At 44.3% G+C, this 18,886-nt stretch carries 21 protein-coding genes; 5 read left to right on the top strand and 16 right to left on the bottom strand.

The window, feature by feature from the left end:
- Window positions 1-6: 6 nt before the first annotated feature.
- The 10 genes from GVT53_RS02305 to GVT53_RS02255 form a co-directional block, all read right to left on the bottom strand.
- A complete protein-coding gene (locus GVT53_RS02305) occupies window positions 7-288 on the bottom strand; it encodes a hypothetical protein (protein WP_166247232.1) in 282 nt (93 codons plus the stop codon).
- 259 nt (window positions 289-547) lie between these two features.
- Window positions 548-1,309, bottom strand: coding sequence for an SDR family NAD(P)-dependent oxidoreductase (locus GVT53_RS02300; RefSeq protein ID WP_166247231.1), 762 nt, complete (start codon window positions 1,307-1,309; stop codon window positions 548-550).
- Between the two features lie 326 nt (window positions 1,310-1,635).
- The gene (locus GVT53_RS02295) at window positions 1,636-2,541 is read right to left on the bottom strand and encodes a helix-turn-helix domain-containing protein (RefSeq protein ID WP_166247230.1); all 906 of its coding nucleotides are present in this window, start codon (window positions 2,539-2,541) and stop codon (window positions 1,636-1,638) included.
- 30 nt (window positions 2,542-2,571) lie between these two features.
- A complete protein-coding gene (locus tag GVT53_RS02290; RefSeq protein WP_166247229.1) occupies window positions 2,572-3,471 on the bottom strand; it encodes an NAD(P)H-binding protein in 900 nt (299 codons plus the stop codon).
- A gap of 149 nt (window positions 3,472-3,620) precedes the next feature.
- The gene (locus GVT53_RS02285; RefSeq protein ID WP_166247228.1) at window positions 3,621-4,535 is read right to left on the bottom strand and encodes a helix-turn-helix domain-containing protein; all 915 of its coding nucleotides are present in this window, start codon (window positions 4,533-4,535) and stop codon (window positions 3,621-3,623) included.
- 378 nt (window positions 4,536-4,913) lie between these two features.
- A complete protein-coding gene (locus GVT53_RS02275; RefSeq protein ID WP_166247227.1) occupies window positions 4,914-5,222 on the bottom strand; it encodes a lipocalin-like domain-containing protein in 309 nt (102 codons plus the stop codon).
- Between the two features lie 176 nt (window positions 5,223-5,398).
- Entirely contained in the window at window positions 5,399-5,815 is a 417-nt protein-coding gene (locus tag GVT53_RS02270; protein WP_166247226.1) for a hypothetical protein, read from the bottom strand.
- Window positions 5,816-5,989: 174 nt separating this feature from the next.
- Window positions 5,990-6,757 (bottom strand): Atu4866 domain-containing protein, encoded by a 768-nt coding sequence (locus GVT53_RS20920; protein ID WP_205791853.1) that lies wholly within the window; start codon window positions 6,755-6,757, stop codon window positions 5,990-5,992.
- Entirely contained in the window at window positions 6,757-7,500 is a 744-nt protein-coding gene (locus tag GVT53_RS02260) for an SDR family oxidoreductase (RefSeq protein WP_166247225.1), read from the bottom strand. The genes GVT53_RS20920 and GVT53_RS02260 overlap by 1 nt, the downstream gene beginning before the upstream one ends.
- A gap of 417 nt (window positions 7,501-7,917) precedes the next feature.
- Window positions 7,918-8,664 (bottom strand): SDR family oxidoreductase, encoded by a 747-nt coding sequence (locus tag GVT53_RS02255; protein WP_166247224.1) that lies wholly within the window; start codon window positions 8,662-8,664, stop codon window positions 7,918-7,920.
- Window positions 8,665-8,769: 105 nt separating this feature from the next.
- On the opposite strand from GVT53_RS02255, the gene GVT53_RS21185 reads away from it, so the two are divergent.
- Window positions 8,770-8,907, top strand: coding sequence for a hypothetical protein (locus tag GVT53_RS21185; protein ID WP_309474634.1), 138 nt, complete (start codon window positions 8,770-8,772; stop codon window positions 8,905-8,907).
- Between the two features lie 219 nt (window positions 8,908-9,126).
- Here GVT53_RS21185 and GVT53_RS02245 read toward each other — a convergent pair whose 3' ends face one another.
- From GVT53_RS02245 to GVT53_RS02225, 5 genes are all read right to left on the bottom strand, one after another.
- Window positions 9,127-9,564, bottom strand: a complete 438-nt coding sequence (locus tag GVT53_RS02245; protein ID WP_166247223.1) for a DoxX family protein — start codon at window positions 9,562-9,564, stop codon at window positions 9,127-9,129.
- A 90-nt stretch (window positions 9,565-9,654) separates the two neighbouring features.
- Entirely contained in the window at window positions 9,655-10,407 is a 753-nt protein-coding gene (locus tag GVT53_RS02240; RefSeq protein ID WP_166247222.1) for an SDR family oxidoreductase, read from the bottom strand.
- On the bottom strand, window positions 10,400-10,882 hold the full coding sequence (locus tag GVT53_RS02235) for a DUF1097 domain-containing protein (RefSeq protein ID WP_166247221.1): 483 nt from the start codon (window positions 10,880-10,882) through the stop codon (window positions 10,400-10,402). The genes GVT53_RS02240 and GVT53_RS02235 overlap by 8 nt, the downstream gene beginning before the upstream one ends.
- A gap of 15 nt (window positions 10,883-10,897) precedes the next feature.
- Window positions 10,898-11,638, bottom strand: coding sequence for an SDR family oxidoreductase (locus GVT53_RS02230; RefSeq protein WP_166247220.1), 741 nt, complete (start codon window positions 11,636-11,638; stop codon window positions 10,898-10,900).
- A 100-nt stretch (window positions 11,639-11,738) separates the two neighbouring features.
- Window positions 11,739-12,662, bottom strand: coding sequence for a helix-turn-helix domain-containing protein (locus GVT53_RS02225; protein ID WP_166247219.1), 924 nt, complete (start codon window positions 12,660-12,662; stop codon window positions 11,739-11,741).
- Between the two features lie 167 nt (window positions 12,663-12,829).
- Between GVT53_RS02225 and GVT53_RS02220 the strand changes: the two genes are divergently transcribed.
- From GVT53_RS02220 to GVT53_RS02205, 4 genes are all read left to right on the top strand, one after another.
- Complete coding sequence (locus tag GVT53_RS02220; RefSeq protein ID WP_166247218.1) at window positions 12,830-13,402, top strand: TetR/AcrR family transcriptional regulator; 573 nt, start codon at window positions 12,830-12,832, stop codon at window positions 13,400-13,402.
- A gap of 43 nt (window positions 13,403-13,445) precedes the next feature.
- Window positions 13,446-14,249: a putative quinol monooxygenase gene (locus GVT53_RS02215; protein ID WP_166247217.1), complete on the top strand. Its 804-nt coding sequence runs from the start codon at window positions 13,446-13,448 to the stop codon at window positions 14,247-14,249.
- 89 nt (window positions 14,250-14,338) lie between these two features.
- Complete coding sequence (locus GVT53_RS02210) at window positions 14,339-15,190, top strand: aldo/keto reductase (RefSeq protein ID WP_166247216.1); 852 nt, start codon at window positions 14,339-14,341, stop codon at window positions 15,188-15,190.
- Between the two features lie 81 nt (window positions 15,191-15,271).
- Window positions 15,272-16,144, top strand: coding sequence for an aldo/keto reductase (locus GVT53_RS02205; protein ID WP_166247215.1), 873 nt, complete (start codon window positions 15,272-15,274; stop codon window positions 16,142-16,144).
- A 351-nt stretch (window positions 16,145-16,495) separates the two neighbouring features.
- Here GVT53_RS02205 and GVT53_RS02200 read toward each other — a convergent pair whose 3' ends face one another.
- A complete protein-coding gene (locus tag GVT53_RS02200) occupies window positions 16,496-18,877 on the bottom strand; it encodes a TonB-dependent receptor (protein ID WP_166247214.1) in 2,382 nt (793 codons plus the stop codon).
- Window positions 18,878-18,886 lie beyond the last annotated feature (9 nt).

The following is an 18,886-nucleotide window of genomic DNA, read 5'->3' as shown; positions in this document are numbered from 1 at the left end:
TAATTTTTAAATGGATATTTCAACCCAATCAGTACCAAGGGCTGAATGAAAAAATGGAATTTCCATGAAGAACATTTCAAAATTTTCTACGTTTAGGAGCATAGCCATAATTATGGCTATCATAAGTGCATTGATAGCATTTCCATAAAAAACATTCTCGGCACCAAGATCAATATTCCTATGGCAAAAGACAGAATCCCAAAATAGGGAAGCATCGTTTCCTTCATACCGAACCCAGTCAGAAAGTAAACCGTTTCGGGAAAATATTGATAGTGATATCTTTCCCAACCATGTTTAAAGTTCAAAGAAACCGAAAGTATCAATATTACTTTCAAAATGATGTTTCGGAGCATATTTTTAATTTATACCCTTGGACCATCTGCGTCGTCGAAACGGCCATTTTTATCAAGAATGGCACTCAAGCCCATGCCATATGTATGGCTTTTTCCATTTTACAAATTAGAAGGAACCCTTGCCGTGGCAATAAGTCCCTTCTTTTTCTTTTTTTGGCTCTGGTCATTGACCCATCCTGTGACACCATGAAAAACTATAGATTGGAACCACCTGATATTTCAATACGCTCACCATTGATCCATTTGGCATCATCGGTACAAAGGAATGCCACCACACTACCAATATCATCGGGAAGCCCAACACGGCCAAGAGCAGTTTGGGAGGCAAGATGTTGGTTCATTTCCTTATTGTCCCTAACGGCACCTCCCATTACATCCGTTTCTATGGGGCCAGGTGCAACTATGTTCGAGCGGATTCCACGCTGGCCCAATTCCTTGGCCTGATATTTTGTCAATGTTTCCATGGCTCCCTTCATTGCGGCATATGTGGCGAATCCTGGAGTGGTAAAACGGGCAAGTCCTGTAGAAATATTTACAAGCCCCCCATTGTCGTTCATGTTGCCCAACAAAAGCTGGGTGAGGAAAAAGGGACCTTTAAAGTGAACGTTGAGCAAGTCGTCAAATTGGTCCCTAGTTGCCTCACCATAGGGTATGTAATAGATAAAACCACCATTATTGATCAAGTAATCTATCTTGTCCGTGTCGAAGTTCTCTTCCAAAGAACCAATTAGGGAAGAAATGAAGGAGTCATAGCTGGAAAGGTCGGTGACATCCAGTTGTAAGGCCACCCCTTTCTGTCCCTTGCCCTCAATCTCTTTGATAACTTCTTTGGCCGCCTCTTCATTGGAATGGTACGTAAGTACCACATCCAGTCCTTTAACTGCCAGATTAATGGCCATATCCCTACCCAATCCTCGGCTACCGCCGGTCACTAATGCTATTTTGTTATTTGTCATTTTCAATACGATTTAATTGTTAATATTTGTTTTCAATACAAATATCCCATATATAAGACCCTTGGTATTAGCCATTTCTACGGTTGTGTTAGCCAAAAACGGGATTATCCCATGACAAGCAATTGTTTGTTTTCTTTAATGAACTATTCTGGCTGAACATCAACATAGTTGCCCAGTAACGCCTTTATCTTACCGTAGGCCAAACAATGACCCTTCCGGCCGCTTCACGGGTAAGTCTTTCATTTGTGCCGTGGGCAATTTCAAAAAAAGCGTGCCATCTCTATTGGATTCAATAGAAATGGCACACATTGTCCATAACATCCTTTTTAATTGAAACTTGCCCTAAACTCCAAAGGACTTTGCTTGGTTTTGGTCTTAAATAATTTATTGAAACTCTGGGGGTGTTCATAGCCCAGTTCAAAAGCTATCTCACTAACGGAAAGGCTTGTGGTCGACAATCGTTCTTTGGCCCTTGCTATCAATTTTTCATGGATATGCTGTTGTGTACTTTGCCCGGTTAAGGTCTTTAGCACGGCATTCAAATAGTTGGGGGATAAATGAAGGCTTTCCGCCAACATTTTAACAGTTGGCAAGCCCTTATCCACCAAAGAGCTGTTATCAAAATGTCCATCCAGTAATTCCTCCATACGATGTAATATCAACGCATTGGACTTCTGTCTTGTGATGAACTGACGTTGATAGAAACGTTCCGCATAGTTGAGCAGCGTCTCTATTTGGGATATAATGATGTTTTGACTGTATTTGTCAATGTTAGAATGGTATTCTTCAGCAATATTTTTGAGAACCGATGTGATTGTCATCTCCTCTTTTTCCGACAAAAACAAGGCCTCATTTACCGAATATCCAAAATATTCGTACTGCTTTATGGTTTTGACCAAGCTGGTGTTCCATAAAAAATCGGGATGGATCAAAAGCAGCCATCCCGAATGTGTCAACGTATCCTTGGCCTCAATGGAAAACACCTGTCCCGGTGACATAAAGAACATGGCCCCTTCATTGAAGTCATACTCCCCTTGACCATAGTACATCGTGCAGTTCACATTCTTTTTTAATGCAACCACATAAAAATCCTGCACGATACTTTTGGGTTCATCGTCCCCCAGTTGGGTAAACGATTCAAAATTCACCACACTGATCAGGGGATGCTCTGGCTTGGGCAACCGCCTGAATTGGTGGTACTCACTGATTGTCTTAAACCTACGGGGGGCCATATCTTTACATTTTTTACTGGGTAAAACCCGTTATAAACGATTGTAGGCGGCGGCAAAGTCCTCCGCAAAATCCCTTACCTTGACCTGCCCCATTGTACTGGGCCTGTTCAATCTATAGTGTTCGTAAAGCAATCCACTGTTGATCGCCGCATACATTTCGGTCATCTCCTCGGCTATGGTGGGATTCATCCCAATTGCCACCAATCCTTCAATCATTTGTTCATCCATAAGGGTCACCCAACCCAAGCTTGGTTGTCCAATAGCCTTGCCCAAAATACGGACCAATTCGTCGTAGGTGATTTCTTCACTGGCTACGTAGCGTACTTTTCTTTCCATGGTAACCGAGGTGATTTCCTCGCCAACCACAGTGGCTATGTCCAAGGGCGACACCCATGCATTCACCACTTCGCCATCAATGTTGGACGCCATGAATCCACTGTTTTTTATACGGTGTACCTGTGGCAACAAGTTATAATAAAATTCCGTAGGACGGATGTGTGAAATAACAACCTCGGACGGCAGGTCGTTCAACAAATTTTCGACAAGATGTGTTCCAAGAAGTATACCGTTCCCTTGATCCATATGGGCACCGATGCTGCTAAGATTGACCACACGCCCAACACTTGATTGTTCAATCGCTTTGGCATAATTGCTGCCCAATCGGGTATAATAGGACGGCAGGTGAAGGCTGTGGTCGAAATAATTGGCCGGAGGAACCATGGTATATACCGCGTCGGCCCCTGAGAAAGTTTGTTTCAAAAATTCCAAATCCTCCAGAAGTCCGATGGCCGCCTTCGCCCCCAATCCCTCTATTTCTTGCGTCCTTCCAGCATTGCTGCTCACAACGGTTACCTGGTGTCCCTTTCCAATCAATTCCTTGGTAAGGGGTCTACTGATGTTCCCTAAAGAACCTGTCACGATAATTTTCATGGTTTTATTTTTTATGTTTCAGCAAACTTCGCCAATAAGGCCATCCCCCGATTATCCAAATCAATCGTAGTTGTAGCCATAACATTGGTGCCAAACCAAAGGGGTGTATTTATGGAAATTCCAATGGAAGCAAAAAAATTATGGTTGCTTTAGTTAAAGTTCTTTCTAAATTCGGAAGGGGAAAGTTGGGTCTTTTGTTTAAAGAGTTTACTGAAGGACTGGGGATACTCAAAACCAAGCTCATAGGCCACTTCACCAATGGTCATACGGGTCGTGCTAAGTCGTTCCTTGGCATAACCGATCATTTTATTTTGTATGTGTTCCTGGGTATTTTGTTGGGTATGTATTCGTAGCAGGGTCCCTAAATAATTGGGAGAAATATGCAATTCCTCGGCAATGGCCGTTACTTTGGGTATACCCTCCTCAAGGCCCTTCCCATGGTCAAAATAGCGCTGTAAGATTTGCTCAAATTTATCCAAAAGTTCAAAATTGGACTTTTTTCTGGTTATAAACTGACGCTCGTAATAGCGCTCTGCATAAATGAGCAATCTTTCCACTTGGTTTACAATAAGTTCCTGACTGAACCTATCGATATGATTTTGATATTCCTGCTCTATGTTGAGCAGGATGTGTTCAATGGCCCGTTCCTCCTTATCGGATAGGAAAAGTGCTTCGTTAGCGGCGTATCCGAAGAAGTCAAAGGACTTTATTTTTTTGGCCAAAGCGGTGTTCCATAGAAAGTCAGGGTGAATCAATAGGAGCCAACCGCTCGGTTGCACCTTGGCCTCTTGATCAATTTCCAGTCTGAGAAACTGGAGCGGTGAAATAAAACTCAGCAAACCCTTGTTGAAATCATACACCTGTTGCCCATAATTGAATTTGGCGGTCACATTTCGCTTAAGCCCAATGGAATAAAAGTCCTGTATCCAACTGATATGGTTTTCTTCAAAGGGGTATTCCACCAGACTGTAATCGATCAGGCTGATAAGCGGATGTTCAGGTTGTGGGAGATTGCACAAAGAGTGAAACTCCGATAGTGAATGTATACGAAATGTATTGTCCATAATAGTAATTAACCTTTGATATCAGAACAACTCCCTACTACCAGACAGCCCTACCTTTATATCCTCACAGACCGTCTTTGGATATCCATTTTCCTACCGTAGGTGCCTCGTAATTTATCATTTTTTCAAGCAGTCCAACGATGGTGCTACCGATCAAGAGCATTGGTATCTCCATACTTTCCATGTGGTTTGAACTGCTGGAGCAACTTTCAATTCAAGCAACCCCAGAAGTCCAAATATATTTCAAAATCCGTTTCAAGAATTGACCAACCTCCATTCAATGACAACCATGGCTCCGTTGCCAAGTGGTAAATTTTCGACCAGCCGGTTTTCTTCCCGGATCAGGGAAAGTTCGTCGCTGGTCCGGTCCAATCCATTTCAGTTGGGAAAGGATGAGCCTATCACATGCTGGGAAGCAAAATTACCATGGGCATCCACTGTATAGGTACCGTACAACGCCAATGTTCCCGCCGTAGCTGCCCGCAATTCCTCACAGGTCCCCTTGCTCCGGTCCTCAGTACCGAATTTAGGGACATCCAAATCGTTCAGCACCACACTAAAGCGCATCTCTTCTGTAAAGATCAAAGATCCACTGGGGTTTTGACCAAATAAGGGCACCGTATCCTTATCGAGCACAAGATCGGCAGAAACCAGTTCCCATGTTCCCTTGATGTTATTATTTTCCATAGTTGTACATGCGTTTAATACAAGGGCCATAAGTAAAATATGGCATACTTTATTTTTCATTTAATTTATTTTTGCACTAGTCGACCTTGTCCAATACACACCAAGAACATAGCTAAAGTTACCTACACACCTTGAAAAGAAAATAAAGGAGTTCCGGTCCTTTGTTAAGGTTATCATTAATATTCGACTTGGCCCACCTCCAATCTATCGAAGGCATCATCGTTTCGCTCAAACTCCATATAGGTCTTGAATTCACCATAGTTGTCCGAATAAAAGAGACAATACAGGAGCAGGCCATTGTTTTCCACCTTATCGATTCGAATTACGGCACATTCCGATTGGCCAAAAAGCTGTTTGTCGCACCAATCCTTAAAATCCAGCTCCCGACCATCGTCACTAAAGGTTGCATTATCGGAAAAAAGTGCGTACCAAGCCTCTGCATCTTGATTGTTCAGCGCCATGATCGCCTTTTGCACATCCGGTGCGGCTCGTTCAATATGTTGTGTCATTTTCATTGCTTTTGCATTTTTTTGCTGTGCATTTCCCGCAAAACCAAGGGCAGCGCACAGGATCATTAAAATACTTTTTTTCATTTCATCAATTTTGAACCCCCACGCTGGGGCATACATCCAATGTCCCTTTCGGTTCGGTTCGAAGATACCTGACAGTGCAAGTGCTACCATTGTAAAAATCAAAGGAATGTTTACAACATGTAAAGCTTCCGTATCGAACGGAACCTCTTTGGGTCATGGAGCACGAAGTACCCATCATTCCAACTTTTTATGGAAGATATAGCCTCCATGGTGCAAGGTTTTTTCATCAACGAAATCCCCATCTGCCGTAAAGCCGGTATCATCTATATACTCAATATGGTTTCCCGTGACCTTATATCTTCCTTGATATGCGCTTTCACGCTTGCCCCTATCCTCATCATAACGGTTATTGGGCAATAATTCATGCCGAATGTATCCATCTTCGGTTACCCACATGCCCAAATATCCTTGGGTTTCCTCCATTGTATTTTTCATTGCTTTGCTTGTTTTTTTGGCCTTCATCAATACTGTCAATTCATAGGTATCCAGAAAGGCGAACCCTTTTGTGATCTTTCCGTTTTTGAACTCCATCTTCCATACGTAAGTATTGACATAGGAAGACCCATTGATGGCTTTGGCCGCGGCTTTAAAATGTAACCATACAAAATGGCCATCAGAGGTAAGACTTATCAGTTCAGGTTGTATAGGGGTATCCAACTGTTTCAAAATAGGTTGTACGGCATTTTCCAAAAAATCGGTCTTACCGTGATATACCCCTGAAACCGGTGACCTACCGGTCACGGTCCAAACGGCATCTTCATCCAAAAGATCAAAAAAACTTTCGCCATGGTTCTTCCATCGGTCAAAATATTGGGCCACCAATTCCTTGGGCCCCTCGATAGGTTGCGAACCTTTGTCAAGTTGTGCCTGTATTACAAATGCAGCACTTGACAACAAGGCCAGAACCAAAACTAAGATTACCCTGTTCTTTACACTGTCCATCAAAATGATTTTTGGGCGGTAGGTCTTACCACCAGTTCATTCACATCTACATCCGTGGGCTGGGAAACGGCATAGGCAACAGCCCTTGCAATTGCCGCTGCGGGCAATAAATTGGTCCTGAATTGGTTGATGGCCATCTCTTTTAATTCCGGATCCGAAATGGTTTCTGCCAATTCCGATTCCGTGGCACCCGGCGCTACAATGGTCACCCTTATGTTATCACTGACCTCTTGTCGCAGTCCATCGGATATGGCCCTTACGGCAAATTTTGTCGAGCTGTACACCGTAGAGGTGGGCCCTACCCAACGATCTCCAACGGAAGTGATGTTAATGAACTGGCCCTTGTCCTTTTCCTCGAAATAAGGGAGGGCGGCGGCGATACCATGCAGTACGCCTTTGATATTGACATCTATCATTCTGTGCCATTCTTCAATTTTATAGGCATTGATCATCGAAAGGGGCATCAATCCGGCATTATTGATGAACACATCCAAAGTCTTAAACCTTTCCAATGTAAACTCGACAAAATCCTTCATTTCATCGGGTTGGGTCACATCCAATTTTTTACAGATAGCCTGGCCCCCATTGTTGGAAATATCTTCAACAATATCCTCCAATCTTTCCATTCGTCTTGCTCCCAGGGAAACCTTGGCCCCTAAAGCTGCAAGGTGTCGCGCCATGGCCTCACCGATTCCACTACTGGCGCCAGTAATGGCGATTACTTTTCCTTTAACGTTTTCCATTTTCTTTTTAATTAATAATTGCTTGTACAAAGTTGGCCAAACTCCAAATGCTGTTTTTAGCCAAATCAACAAATGATGTGTTCAAATCGTGACTGCCATGTTATGTATCAATTCCGTCAATTTAGTCCTAAGGTTGCAACAAAATCCAAAAGAACAGGGATGTGGTACCCTAGTCAGGGATGTTGCCGCAAAATTAGGATCGTACGAAACCGATGCTGACTTTTCGATTTCACCGAAACCGCACTGGGACCAAAAGACTAAAGGCAATTCAAACCCTAAAAGAAAACTTGGGAGAGAAATGGAGGGGAGTGGGAAAATGGTCTATGTGTTAAAAAAGGAATAAAGTTTATAGGTAGGTTTTTATATATAAAGCACAAGCAAAGGAAATATAATCCGTTGCTTGTGCCCATGTGATCGTTATTTACGGGCATAGGTAGTATACCCACCGTCCACCAACAATTCTGTTCCCGTAATAAAACTTGCTTCATCGGAAGCCAGAAAAACTACCGTTTTTGCAATTTCATCAGGTGTACCCAACCTTTGCAATGCGGTTGAAGCTGCGAAATGATCTTTTGCCTCGTCTGTGGTAACCGCTTTGTCAAAACCTTCGGTTCTGACCGGTCCAGGGCTCACAACATTTACCCGGATTTGTCTTTCCACCAATTCATTTGCAGCAATCTGAGCAATTTTATTCAGTGCACCTTTAGTTGCGGAATATACAATGGCTCCCATATTGGCCGCCGTAGCAACGGTTGATGATGTAAACAGGACACTGGCTCCATTATTGACATAAGGGAGCAACTTTTGTAAGGTAAAGAAACTTCCTTTTACATTGGTGTTGAACTGCGCATCAAAATCTGCTTCTGTCACGTTTTCAATGGATTCGAACACCGCTGTTCCCGCATTTAGGAAAAGAACGTCAATCGAACTCCCACTATCCGCCACCGCTTTTACCAATTCATCTATTCCTGCGAAGTTGGAGGTATCGGAAACTACCGTTTTCAGGTTTGAATTGTTAATTTTGGCAGCGGCCCTTTCCAGGTTTTCAACGCTTCTCCCCGTAATAAACACCTTTGCTCCATTGGCAATAAAAGCTTTTGCCGTCGCAAATCCTATTCCGGTGCTTCCACCGGTAATAACTACATTTTTATTTTCGAAATTCATCTTGAAATTATTTTTAGTTCGGTGTAAAGGTACAGTAGCCCAATATATTTTTGTTACTTTGTTACAAAAAGTAACTGTTACACAAAGGTAACAAAGTAACTTCCCATGCAACCAAAAGAAGCGAAACCTTATGCGCCCAAAAAGGAAATGATGGCCGTTCGAGATACTATGGATGTCCTGCTGGGCAAATGGAAAATTGCCATAATCTCGTCCCTTTGTTTTTCCAATAAAATATTGAGCTAAGAGCTGAAAGAGCTCGGAACAAACCAATTGATAAAGTGAACTGTTTTGGATACACAACCCATAACGGTACAATACCAGCTTACCGAAAACGAGAAGATTTTACAAACTGTAATCAACACCTTTACCGAATGGGGACAAAATGCTGTCTTTTCCGGTAGTATCAATTTACGATCCAATCTTCGGATCTATGCATACTGCCGAGCAAAAAACACCGGATGTTCACTGTTGATTCTCTGTCCCTTCCTTTGATTTTGCCTGTTGTTTTCTATACAGCATATAGTCCAAACTGTATTTTCCCGGGCCACATAAAAAGAGTAATATCATAACTCCCAAATATACAAAGGCGATTTCACCTCCATCCAAATTAGCGTTATGAAAGACAAAAAAGGCGATGGTAAGATTGAGCGCAATCAAAACGACGCTCTTTCGGGTAAAGAGACCGAGCAAGACAAACAGGGATAATATGCCATCCGTGAACAGTGCAAAAATCAAACTTGGTAATTTACCAATGAACAAAGGGTCGGGAAATATTTCCAGCATATCATCGAAATGAAATAGCTTTTCAATACCATGCCGCACAAATAGGGAACTACAAGCGGTCAATCTAATGATCAGAAGCCCAAGATCAGTATTTACGGGCCTATATTTATGAGTCATATTTTAATGTTTTTAGGGTTTGAGAAAGAACCCTGGTTATAAAAGTTTATCGTACAAATGGTTGACAGGGCATGACCACTGCCTTAAAACTCAGTGAATGGCCCCACCATTTACCATCAGGTGCTGCCCACTGACGAAAGATGACAGATTGCCGGCAAAAAATTCAGCTACGTTCGCCACATCTTCCACTTCGCCCAAACGTCCCATGGGACAACTTTCCATCAAGGATTGGCGCAATTCGGGATGCTTGTTGGCATCTGCAAATACACCCACCCCATCGACGGCAAAGGGCACGATGGAATTAACGGTCACTCCCCGCTTGCCCATTTCCGGCACCAATACATCCATCAAATATCCGGGTGTCATTTTCCGTCCCGTCCAACCACTCATTCCACTTACCGGGAATGCCGTAGGACCTGTGGCGACATAGATGATGCGGCCCAAGTCCTCAACATGTAAAGCCGCCTGTTGCATCGTAAAGTAGGCCCCTGTGGTACTGATGGAAAATAAATGGTCAAACTGTTCTTCCGAGAATTCGGAATCCGGACTTTCCTCCATTTCCAGACCAGCATTGGCCACCACAATATCAATTTTACCAAAGGCCCTTTTGCTTTCTGAAAAAAGACGTTCAACTTCGCTTTCCTTACTGATATCTGCCTGTAGGGCAATCACATTGGCCCCCATCGCCTTGATATTGCTCACCATGGCCTCCGCCGCAATCTCGTTCTTGGAATAATGGATGACGATATCGGCTCCCAAAGCAGCGTATCGTTCCGCGATGGCCTTGCACAAACCTCTGGAAGAACCCGTAATCAAGGCCATCTTGTTTCGTAAATTAGTCATGGAGTTGGTCGTTGTCCGATCTAGCAATCAAAAGGGATGCTCGATGATTGACAAAGGCAAAGACAAACCCAGCAATGATGGCAGCAAAAATGTTCAAGACAGGCCGTGCCTCCAATGGCGGATGGACCCCGAAATAAACGATCAACCCCAGGAACCAAGCAGGAATGTTTTCAAGATATCTTATCTTGCTCAGATAAGGCAGCAGGCTTATGCAAACCAATACCACCGTGGGCATGGCAAACCGTCCAAGTCCTTGTTCCAACATATGGGTAAGGGTCGCCATAAGGATACCCAATAAAAACCCTGCGGTCATGTTGAGCAAAGTATGCAATGAGGCCTTGATCGACATCCCGAACAGGTAGTAACTAACCCAAGCGATGAACAAAACCCAAGTTGGCCATTGTAGAGAGAAGGTTACAAATACCGCCAATGCCCCCAATAGCCCCATTGATAATCCAGTTATTAGTGTTTTCATGATATATACTGTTTTTTAGGCCATGGCCCCATTAATACCTATGTTTTGAGCTGATATCCATTTTGCCCCATCACCTGCCAGAAAAACGACCACATTGGCGATATCCTCAGTTTTTCCAATCTTATTGAACGGGGAAAGCGATGTCAAACGTTCCACAACGGCCGCAGGTTTGTCCTTCATGAGCAGCGCTGTATCCGTAGGTCCGGGAGAAATGGAGTTTACATTAATCCCTCGGTCTCCGACTTCTTTGGCAAATACGCGTGTCAATTGTTCCACAGCGGATTTTGTGGCAGCATACGGTCCGTAAGAAGGCAACATGAGACGGTTGACCGAGGTGGACAAATTGATGATACTTCCGTTTTCCTCCAATTTGGTGGCCGCTTCCCTAAGGGTATGGAACACCCCATTGATATTCACTTCCATTTGTCGTGCAAAATCCTTGCTCGGTGTATCTTTGATCAAACTGTTGATCATGATACCGGCATTATTGACAAGGATGTCCATCTTGCCATAATGTTCAATGGTAGTATCGAACAGTTGTTTGACTTGGTCCGCTTGGCTCACATCGGCCTGGATAGCAATGGCATCCCCTCCATGGGTCTTGACGATTTCAACTACTTTTTGGGCAGCTTCCATGTTTCCTGCATAGTTGACGACAACCTTGGCTCCTGCCTTGGCCAATTCCTTTGCGATTTCAGCCCCGATACCTCTGGAAGACCCGGTGACCAAGGCTACTTTATTGTGCAATTCACGCATATGTTAAAGGGTTTTTATTTCGTACACTACAAAGATGGGGGCCATCACTCGGTGCACCTGTACAAGGATGTAAGGAATACTTACAAATATCTAAGACCGCCTATTTAATTTGCTGTTTTCTATAGGAAACCGGGCTTATGGAAGCATGCCTTTTGAAATAATTGCTAAAATGTGAAGTTTCCAGAAAACTCAAGCGATTGGAAATCTCCTTGATACTGAGTCCAGTATTTTGCAACAATACCTTGGCCTCTGTCATGGTTCTTTCCGAGATCCATGCACTAATGGGCTTGCCTGTCTTGTTGCTGATCACACTGGATAGGTAATTGACATGCAGCGACTGTTTTTCCGCATAGTCCTGCACCCGAAGTGGATGCTCTGTTTTGCCACTGACCAAATCCCGAAAATGGAGCTCCAAATCCCTTTTGAACGTTTTCACAATCTCAGAACTTCGGTTCCCCTCATAGATGGGGTTGTAATCTTGAAAGAAATAAGCCTTGATCTTAAGGAGCAAGGCCACCATCAAACTACCTATGATCCGATTTTGGTAAAGCGAGTTGCCCAATTGTTCTTTATGTATCAACCGGTATAGTTGTTCAATCTGATGGAACTGTTCCATCGACAAGGTGCGGGGCTCAACGGTTTCGGTAAGCAGGAAGGAAAAATGATCATAAACCTTACCATGCACATATTCCTTGAGGAAGGACTCATCAAAGGTAATCAGACAGGTGTCCGTGATACGGTACCATTCAAAAATCCGATAATTGCCCGGATTGGTAAAGTAAACGGTCCGGGGTGCCACCTCGAATTTCTTGTCATCAATGGTATATTTGCCAAATGCATCCTTGATGAACAGAAAACTGAAGTAATTGGGACGAAAAGAAATGGACGTATAGGGCAGATTTTTAAAGGTCTGTTGCAAATAATGAATGGTAAAGCCCGATGAGGGGTCCACATGATCCAGTGGAAGTCCCATGGTTTGGTACAACTCGTATAAATCCTTTACCCTTACATCCTTTTTTGCCATACCACTAAACTACGGATTGTGAATAGGCCATCGACCTTCAATAACGTATCTTTAAGAAGATGATCTCCGAAGCTGTCGATGTTTCCATACCCATATTATCTTAAACTTGGCATAAATCTACAATTTATTTTAAACGTTCGGTTTAATATTTTATATTTGTCCCAGTTATGCCAAGAAACAAAGAATTTGATTACGATGAAAAGTTGGAGGCGGCCAGAAACCTCTTTTGGCGCAAGGGCTATAATGCAACTTCGATGAGTAACCTAGAAGAGGCCATGCAGATCAACAGGAGTAGCCTTTACATGACCTATGGTAACAAACATGATTTGTTTGTCAAGTCCTTGGTGAATTACATAGCCATGAAGGACAGGCAATACAACGAAGCGGCGGAAAAAGGCAAGGATCCTTTGGAAAGCATTGCCAATATCATAACATCTGTAAGTAAATCGGCCATTCAGGACAAGAATTGCCTGTTCACCAATGCCGTATTCGAGATGGCCCTGTCCGATACAAAAGTGAACCAGCTCCTGAAGCAACAGAATTTGAAGGCGGTCGGTGTATTTGAAAAGCTGTTGAAACAAGCCAAGGAACAGGGATTGCTCAATTCGGACAAGGAACCCAGACTACTTGCACATTTTTTGGTGTCAAGCCTGGTTTCCATCTATAATACACATATCGTGTTCGGTGACCAAAAACTGACCCAACAGACCACTGAAATTCTCATAGCTTCCATAAAATGATTTTTTTTGATTTATTTTGAACCGATTAGTTTAATATTTAAGAATGAAGGCCAAGAAGAAAAAACAATACAATACAGCGGGTACGGCACGCAACATGGCATCTATCATCTACTGCCTTGCCTTGTTCACCCTACAATTGGGTTGCGGGAAGCATCAAGAAAATACGACGTCGGAAAAAACACAACAACGGGAAATGCCAACATCGGCAAGCTTTCAGGAACTGGGTTTTTTTGGAAATATCAAGGCGAGTATGTGGCCTGAGTTCCTGGAGGCGGTACAACACAATGTGGCCCTATCCAGAAGGGAATCCGGGAACATGGTCTTCAGCCTGTACCAACCGGAAAACGAAAAGCTGGCGCCCATATGGTTTGAACGGTTCCACACTAAGTCAGCCCATAATTTCCACAAGGAACAAGCTTACTTCCAAGAGGCCATAGCCGTCATCCAGCGCTCCCTGGAAGGAGATGCCAAAGCCATAAGGCTGTTGGTACTGGATGAGTTTCCGGCAACCCTTCCCATTAAAGCAGCCGAACCGGCAAGGTCACGTCATGTGATTACGTTATATGCCGTAAAGGAGGAAAAAAGACAATCCTTTCTGCAAACGATGTCCCCACTGATTGCCAATTCCAGAAAATCAACGGGGAACCTGGAATTCAATTTGTACCAACATGCTGAAGACGCTAAAGTCTTTGTCTTGATCGAAGGATGGAAAACCCGGTCCCACCATGAGGCAAATACTGATAAGGAACATGTTCGGAAGTTCGGTTCCCAAACCAAGGATTTTTTTGTTTCCAAACCATCGGACACCCGTTGGATACTTAAGGACATATCCACCAAAAACCAATAAACACGGGTAAACGTTATCAAAGGATAGCCGCCCTTATTTTTTTAACATATTTTAAAACGTTCAGTTCAATATTAATCAAAATTAGAATCATGCAGAAAATTAAATTAAACAATGGTGTGTACATGCCATTGGTAGGCTTGGGAGTTTTTCAAATCGACGATCTGGAAGAATGCGAACAAACGGTGTTGACAGCCATTGCATCCGGTTATCGGTTGATCGATACGGCTTCTATGTACTTGAATGAAACCGCTGTTGGAAATGCCATAAGAAAAAGCGATGTGCCCAGGGAGGAACTCTTTATCACCACGAAGCTATGGGTCCAGGACACGGGATACGAAAATACCAAAAGAGCCTTTGAGGACTCCTTGAAAAAGCTACAAGTGGATTATATCGACCTGTATTTGCTCCATCAAGCCATGGGCGATTACTACGGGTCTTGGCGTGCCATGGAAGATTTGTACAAGGAAGGGAAGATCAGGGCCATTGGGATCAGCAATTTTTTCCCCGATCGCGTAGTGGACTTTATTGCCCACAATGAAATCCTCCCTGCCATCAACCAGATCGAGATCAATCCATTTTATCAAAGGGACGGGGAAATCGAACTCTTGAAACAAAACGGTATCGCGACCCAATCCTGGGCTTCCTTTGCCGAGGGCAAGAATGGCATCTTCAACAATGATCTGCTGACATCCATTGGCAGGCAATACAACAAATCCGTGGCCCAGGTAATTCTGCGTTGGCTCACCCAGCGGGAGATTGCCGTGATCCCAAAATCCGTCCACAAGGAGAGACTGTTGGAAAATGCGGATATCCATGACTTTGAATTAAGTGCGGAGGATATGGATGCCATAGCCACCTTGGATACGGGCAAGAGTGTATTTTTCGATCACCGTGAACCGGAAACCGCCGAATGGCTGACCAAGCTCAGGTACGATGCTTGATACCTCATTGTAAAACCACAACCACCGTTATGGCCTACAAAGGCCATGACGGTTTCATACGATTCAACTATGCAAAACACGATGAATACAAGCTCCGACAAGCGATCCATTGTTTTGAACAATGGTGTGGAAATGCCCCTAATCGGATTGGGCGTATTTCAAATGAACGACCCCCGAGAATGTGAACAAACGGTCTTGACGGCCATCGAAACTGGATATCGGTTGATCGATACCGCTGCCGCCTATGGCAATGAGGTCGCCGTTGGAAATGCCATACGAAAAAGCAGTGTCCCCCGGGAAGAGCTTTTTATCACGACCAAATTATGGGTAAGTGATACCGGGTACGAGAACACCAAAAAAGCCTTTGCAAACTCCTTGAAAAAGTTACAACTGGAATATGTGGACGTCTACCTCATCCATCAGGCCGTTGGGGATTATTACGGTTCCTGGCGTGCCATGGAAGATTTGCACAAAGAAGGCAAAATCAGGGCCATCGGCATCAGCAACTTCTACCCGGAGAGAGCCATAGACCTACTGGCCCACAACGAAATCGTTCCCACGGTCAATCAATTGGAGGTGCACCCCTTTTACCAGCGCGTCAAAACACAGCATTATTTGGAGGATAAACAAGTTCGGGTACAATCGTGGGCATCCTTTGCGGAGGGAAGAAACCATTTTTTCACCAATGAAACGCTTTCCGAAATCGGAAAACCCTATGGAAAATCCGTTGCCCAAGTCACCTTGAGATGGTTGGTACAAAGAGGTATTCCCGTGATTCCGAAGTCAGTGCACAGGGAAAGGCTTATCGAGAATTTCAACATTTGGGATTTCGAACTCAATGAAACGGATATGACATCCATTTCCCGGTTGGATTTGGGGAAAAGTGCCTTTTTCAACCACCGTGACCCAGAAATCATCAAGCGATGGGCACAACGAAGGCCCATTCACTATTAAAGACATCCCCCATTGGGCAGGCTACGTCCTCGAAAATCAATGGGCTTCTCCCCCTATTCCACCACGGGACATCACCATGGAGAATATCCGATGCGGACCATCTTTATTGTACAGGCTGGAACACCCCGGGTCTTAAATTAAAAAACCTACCCCAAAACGGGGTAGGCTCAACCAGGGGGAACGTGCTCATTGCTTGCCTTCCGCGGCCAAAGAAATTCCGTTGGCACCCAGGAATCCGATGGATCCCATCCATAGCACGGCACCAGAAATCATGGGAAAGGTTCTTCTTTTACCCTACAAAAAACCATTCACTTCAAGCTTGACAGCGGTTGCATTCAAATACATCATACCCTAGAATTGAAAACGATATCCCACATCGGGAAAAAATCCATTCTGGTAGACCTCATTGACCTGATCGGTCAATCGATTGTACCTGCGTTCGAAAATATTGTCCCTATTGGTCACGTTCTGAAAGTCTATATAAAACTGGTGGGACTGTTTCTTTTGAACATTGTTCAATTTAAATCCCAGTTTGATGTCCCATCGGAAGTAATCCTCATATTGACGGCTATAGGCGAGGTCATCCAACAATACCTCATATCCCGATTCCTGTGAGGCCTCCAGATCCACCGGGGTATAATATCGGCCACCGGCCAAGGACAATCGGGTATCCACAAACAGCACATTCTGTTGGTTTTTACCGGTCTTGAACTCGCGACCTGCGAGCAGATTGGTCACATATCCGTTATTGAACGGTGAGTTTCTTTCAATGCCTTCACTCCCGGTATATTTGCTTTCAAAGAAAGAAGCGGTAAGGAGTCCATAGTAACCCTCACTAAAGAATTTTTCCAAAGTCAGTTCAACACCTTGGTTGAACCCAGTTCCATCATTGACCAGGGAGACCCTATCGTTATCAAAGGAAAAATCGGCGCCCTCCGTCAAGGTGGAATAGCTCGAAGGAAATGCCTCTACACCTGCCTTTGAAATATCCTGGTAATAGACTTCGGCCTTGGCCCTCCATGCAGATGACAGTCGAAGGTCATAACCAATGACATAATGGTCGCTCCTCACAAAATCAAGGTCTGTATTGGTCTGCTGCAATTCCCCGTTGACCATTTCATTTAAAAAAAGGATAGGCAAGGATATGTTCTGATGGTGTATCCCATATCCAAGGCTGAACGTGTGTGCGGTCCCTGCCCTATATTTGATTCCGGCCCGTGGCTCCAGGACAAATTGATGGTTGAGGCTACTGTACTGACCGTGCAACCCGGCATTAAGGGTCAAATCCTCCGTGAGCCTGTATTGGGACTGCAAATAGGGCTGTAAAATGCTCAAACCTTCATTGGTGTCCCTAAAGGTGAATAGGTCCGGGTCCCCATCGCCATCATTGTCTGCTTGTTCTTCGCGATCCCGAAGCAAAGATTTCACATTGAACCGTTCCAAGAGCATACCGGCACGGAGGGTCGCTTTACTGTTCAATTTGGAATTAAGGTAGGTCGAAAAGGTATATCTGTTTTCTGAATTGTCGGCTTCCGAATACCTGATCACCCGTTCCCCGGGTTGGTCTAGATTATAATACCTATCGGTCTCGATCCCATCGTTCGAAAAGGCAGTGGCCAATGTACTTTGCAAGTAGATCGCTTTCCCAAAATGGATACGGTGCTTAAGGCCTAGAACCCCAAAGTCGGATGAAACGAACATATCCTCATCTTGGGAGGAGAAGAGGTCGTCCTCGTTAAATTCCTCCCCCAGAAAATCGATATTCGAGGTCCCAAATATTCCAAATAGGGACAATTGTCCCAGCTTGGTGGTACCAAAGTCGATGTTCATGGACACATCGGAATAGTTTGGGGTGGCCGAGGTAATGCCCGCACCCCCGATCAGACCGATAAGGGAATATCTGGCACCAATGAGAAATGAACCATTGTTCTTCCCCAATGGACCCTCGGCCAGGGCCTCCACACCGGTAAAGGCACCCACTTGAAGAGAAAATTCATAATCATCCTTGTTACCGCTCCTAAAACCTAAATCAAAGACCCCTCCTATCGCGTTCCCATATTCTGAAGGAAAAGCGGAAGTAAAGAAATCTGAATTTTTCAATAGGTTCGGATTGACCGAGGATACAGCACCACCTGCCGTACCTGCCGAGGTAAAGTGGTTCGGGTTTGGTATTGGCACCCCTTCGAGACGATACAACAGACCCGTGGGTGAGTTTCCCCTGACCACAATATCGTTCCGGCTGTCATCAGTTGTCGATACGCCCGCAAAATTGGATGCCAAGCGACCGATATCACTGCGCCCACCGGAGAAGCGCTGCACCTCTTCCATGCCGAACTGGACGGCTGAGACCGAAGTCAGGGCATTGAGCGGTTGGTCCTTTCGGGACTCATAGGTGACCACGACCTCATCCAATTGCCCAAAGGATTCCTTTAAGCGAACATCCATCAGGGCGTCCTTTCCCGATGACACGATGATGTTGGGCAAGGTAACGGTTTCAAACCCCAAGTAACTTATTCGGATGGTCTGCCTACCTATAGGCACATTTTCCAACCTGTAATATCCCTCTTCATCCGAAACAACCCCTATAGGTGTTTCTTGGTCCAGCAGTTCAATTGTTACCCCAATCAATCCAATTTCCGATTGTTCATCCACTATTTGTCCCTTGATGACACCTGTTTGGGCATATAACGACGTATAGCACAGAAAAACAAGGCCGTAAAAATATGTTTTCATACATTTAGT

This window comes from Flagellimonas oceani (assembly GCF_011068285.1).
In the GTDB taxonomy this organism is placed as follows: Bacteria; Bacteroidota; Bacteroidia; order Flavobacteriales; family Flavobacteriaceae; genus Flagellimonas; species Flagellimonas oceani.
Note: the sequence above shows the minus strand (reverse complement) of the source record. Positions and strands in the feature narration are given on the sequence as shown.

Coding starts and splice junctions, on each gene's coding strand:
- GVT53_RS02300 (WP_166247231.1), bottom strand. CDS start 1,309: ATGACAAATAACAAAATAGCATTAGTGACCGGCGGTAGCCGAGGATTG.
- GVT53_RS02295 (WP_166247230.1), bottom strand. CDS start 2,541: ATGGCCCCCCGTAGGTTTAAGACAATCAGTGAGTACCACCAATTCAGG.
- GVT53_RS02290 (WP_166247229.1), bottom strand. CDS start 3,471: ATGAAAATTATCGTGACAGGTTCTTTAGGGAACATCAGTAGACCCCTT.
- GVT53_RS02285 (WP_166247228.1), bottom strand. CDS start 4,535: ATGGACAATACATTTCGTATACATTCACTATCGGAGTTTCACTCTTTG.
- GVT53_RS02275 (WP_166247227.1), bottom strand. CDS start 5,222: ATGGAAAATAATAACATCAAGGGAACATGGGAACTGGTTTCTGCCGAT.
- GVT53_RS02270 (WP_166247226.1), bottom strand. CDS start 5,815: ATGAAAAAAAGTATTTTAATGATCCTGTGCGCTGCCCTTGGTTTTGCG.
- GVT53_RS20920 (WP_205791853.1), bottom strand. CDS start 6,757: ATGGACAGTGTAAAGAACAGGGTAATCTTAGTTTTGGTTCTGGCCTTG.
- GVT53_RS02260 (WP_166247225.1), bottom strand. CDS start 7,500: ATGGAAAACGTTAAAGGAAAAGTAATCGCCATTACTGGCGCCAGTAGT.
- GVT53_RS02255 (WP_166247224.1), bottom strand. CDS start 8,664: ATGAATTTCGAAAATAAAAATGTAGTTATTACCGGTGGAAGCACCGGA.
- GVT53_RS21185 (WP_309474634.1), top strand. CDS start 8,770: ATGCAACCAAAAGAAGCGAAACCTTATGCGCCCAAAAAGGAAATGATG.
- GVT53_RS02245 (WP_166247223.1), bottom strand. CDS start 9,564: ATGACTCATAAATATAGGCCCGTAAATACTGATCTTGGGCTTCTGATC.
- GVT53_RS02240 (WP_166247222.1), bottom strand. CDS start 10,407: ATGACTAATTTACGAAACAAGATGGCCTTGATTACGGGTTCTTCCAGA.
- GVT53_RS02235 (WP_166247221.1), bottom strand. CDS start 10,882: ATGAAAACACTAATAACTGGATTATCAATGGGGCTATTGGGGGCATTG.
- GVT53_RS02230 (WP_166247220.1), bottom strand. CDS start 11,638: ATGCGTGAATTGCACAATAAAGTAGCCTTGGTCACCGGGTCTTCCAGA.
- GVT53_RS02225 (WP_166247219.1), bottom strand. CDS start 12,662: ATGGCAAAAAAGGATGTAAGGGTAAAGGATTTATACGAGTTGTACCAA.
- GVT53_RS02220 (WP_166247218.1), top strand. CDS start 12,830: ATGCCAAGAAACAAAGAATTTGATTACGATGAAAAGTTGGAGGCGGCC.
- GVT53_RS02215 (WP_166247217.1), top strand. CDS start 13,446: ATGAAGGCCAAGAAGAAAAAACAATACAATACAGCGGGTACGGCACGC.
- GVT53_RS02210 (WP_166247216.1), top strand. CDS start 14,339: ATGCAGAAAATTAAATTAAACAATGGTGTGTACATGCCATTGGTAGGC.
- GVT53_RS02205 (WP_166247215.1), top strand. CDS start 15,272: ATGAATACAAGCTCCGACAAGCGATCCATTGTTTTGAACAATGGTGTG.
- GVT53_RS02200 (WP_166247214.1), bottom strand. CDS start 18,877: ATGAAAACATATTTTTACGGCCTTGTTTTTCTGTGCTATACGTCGTTA.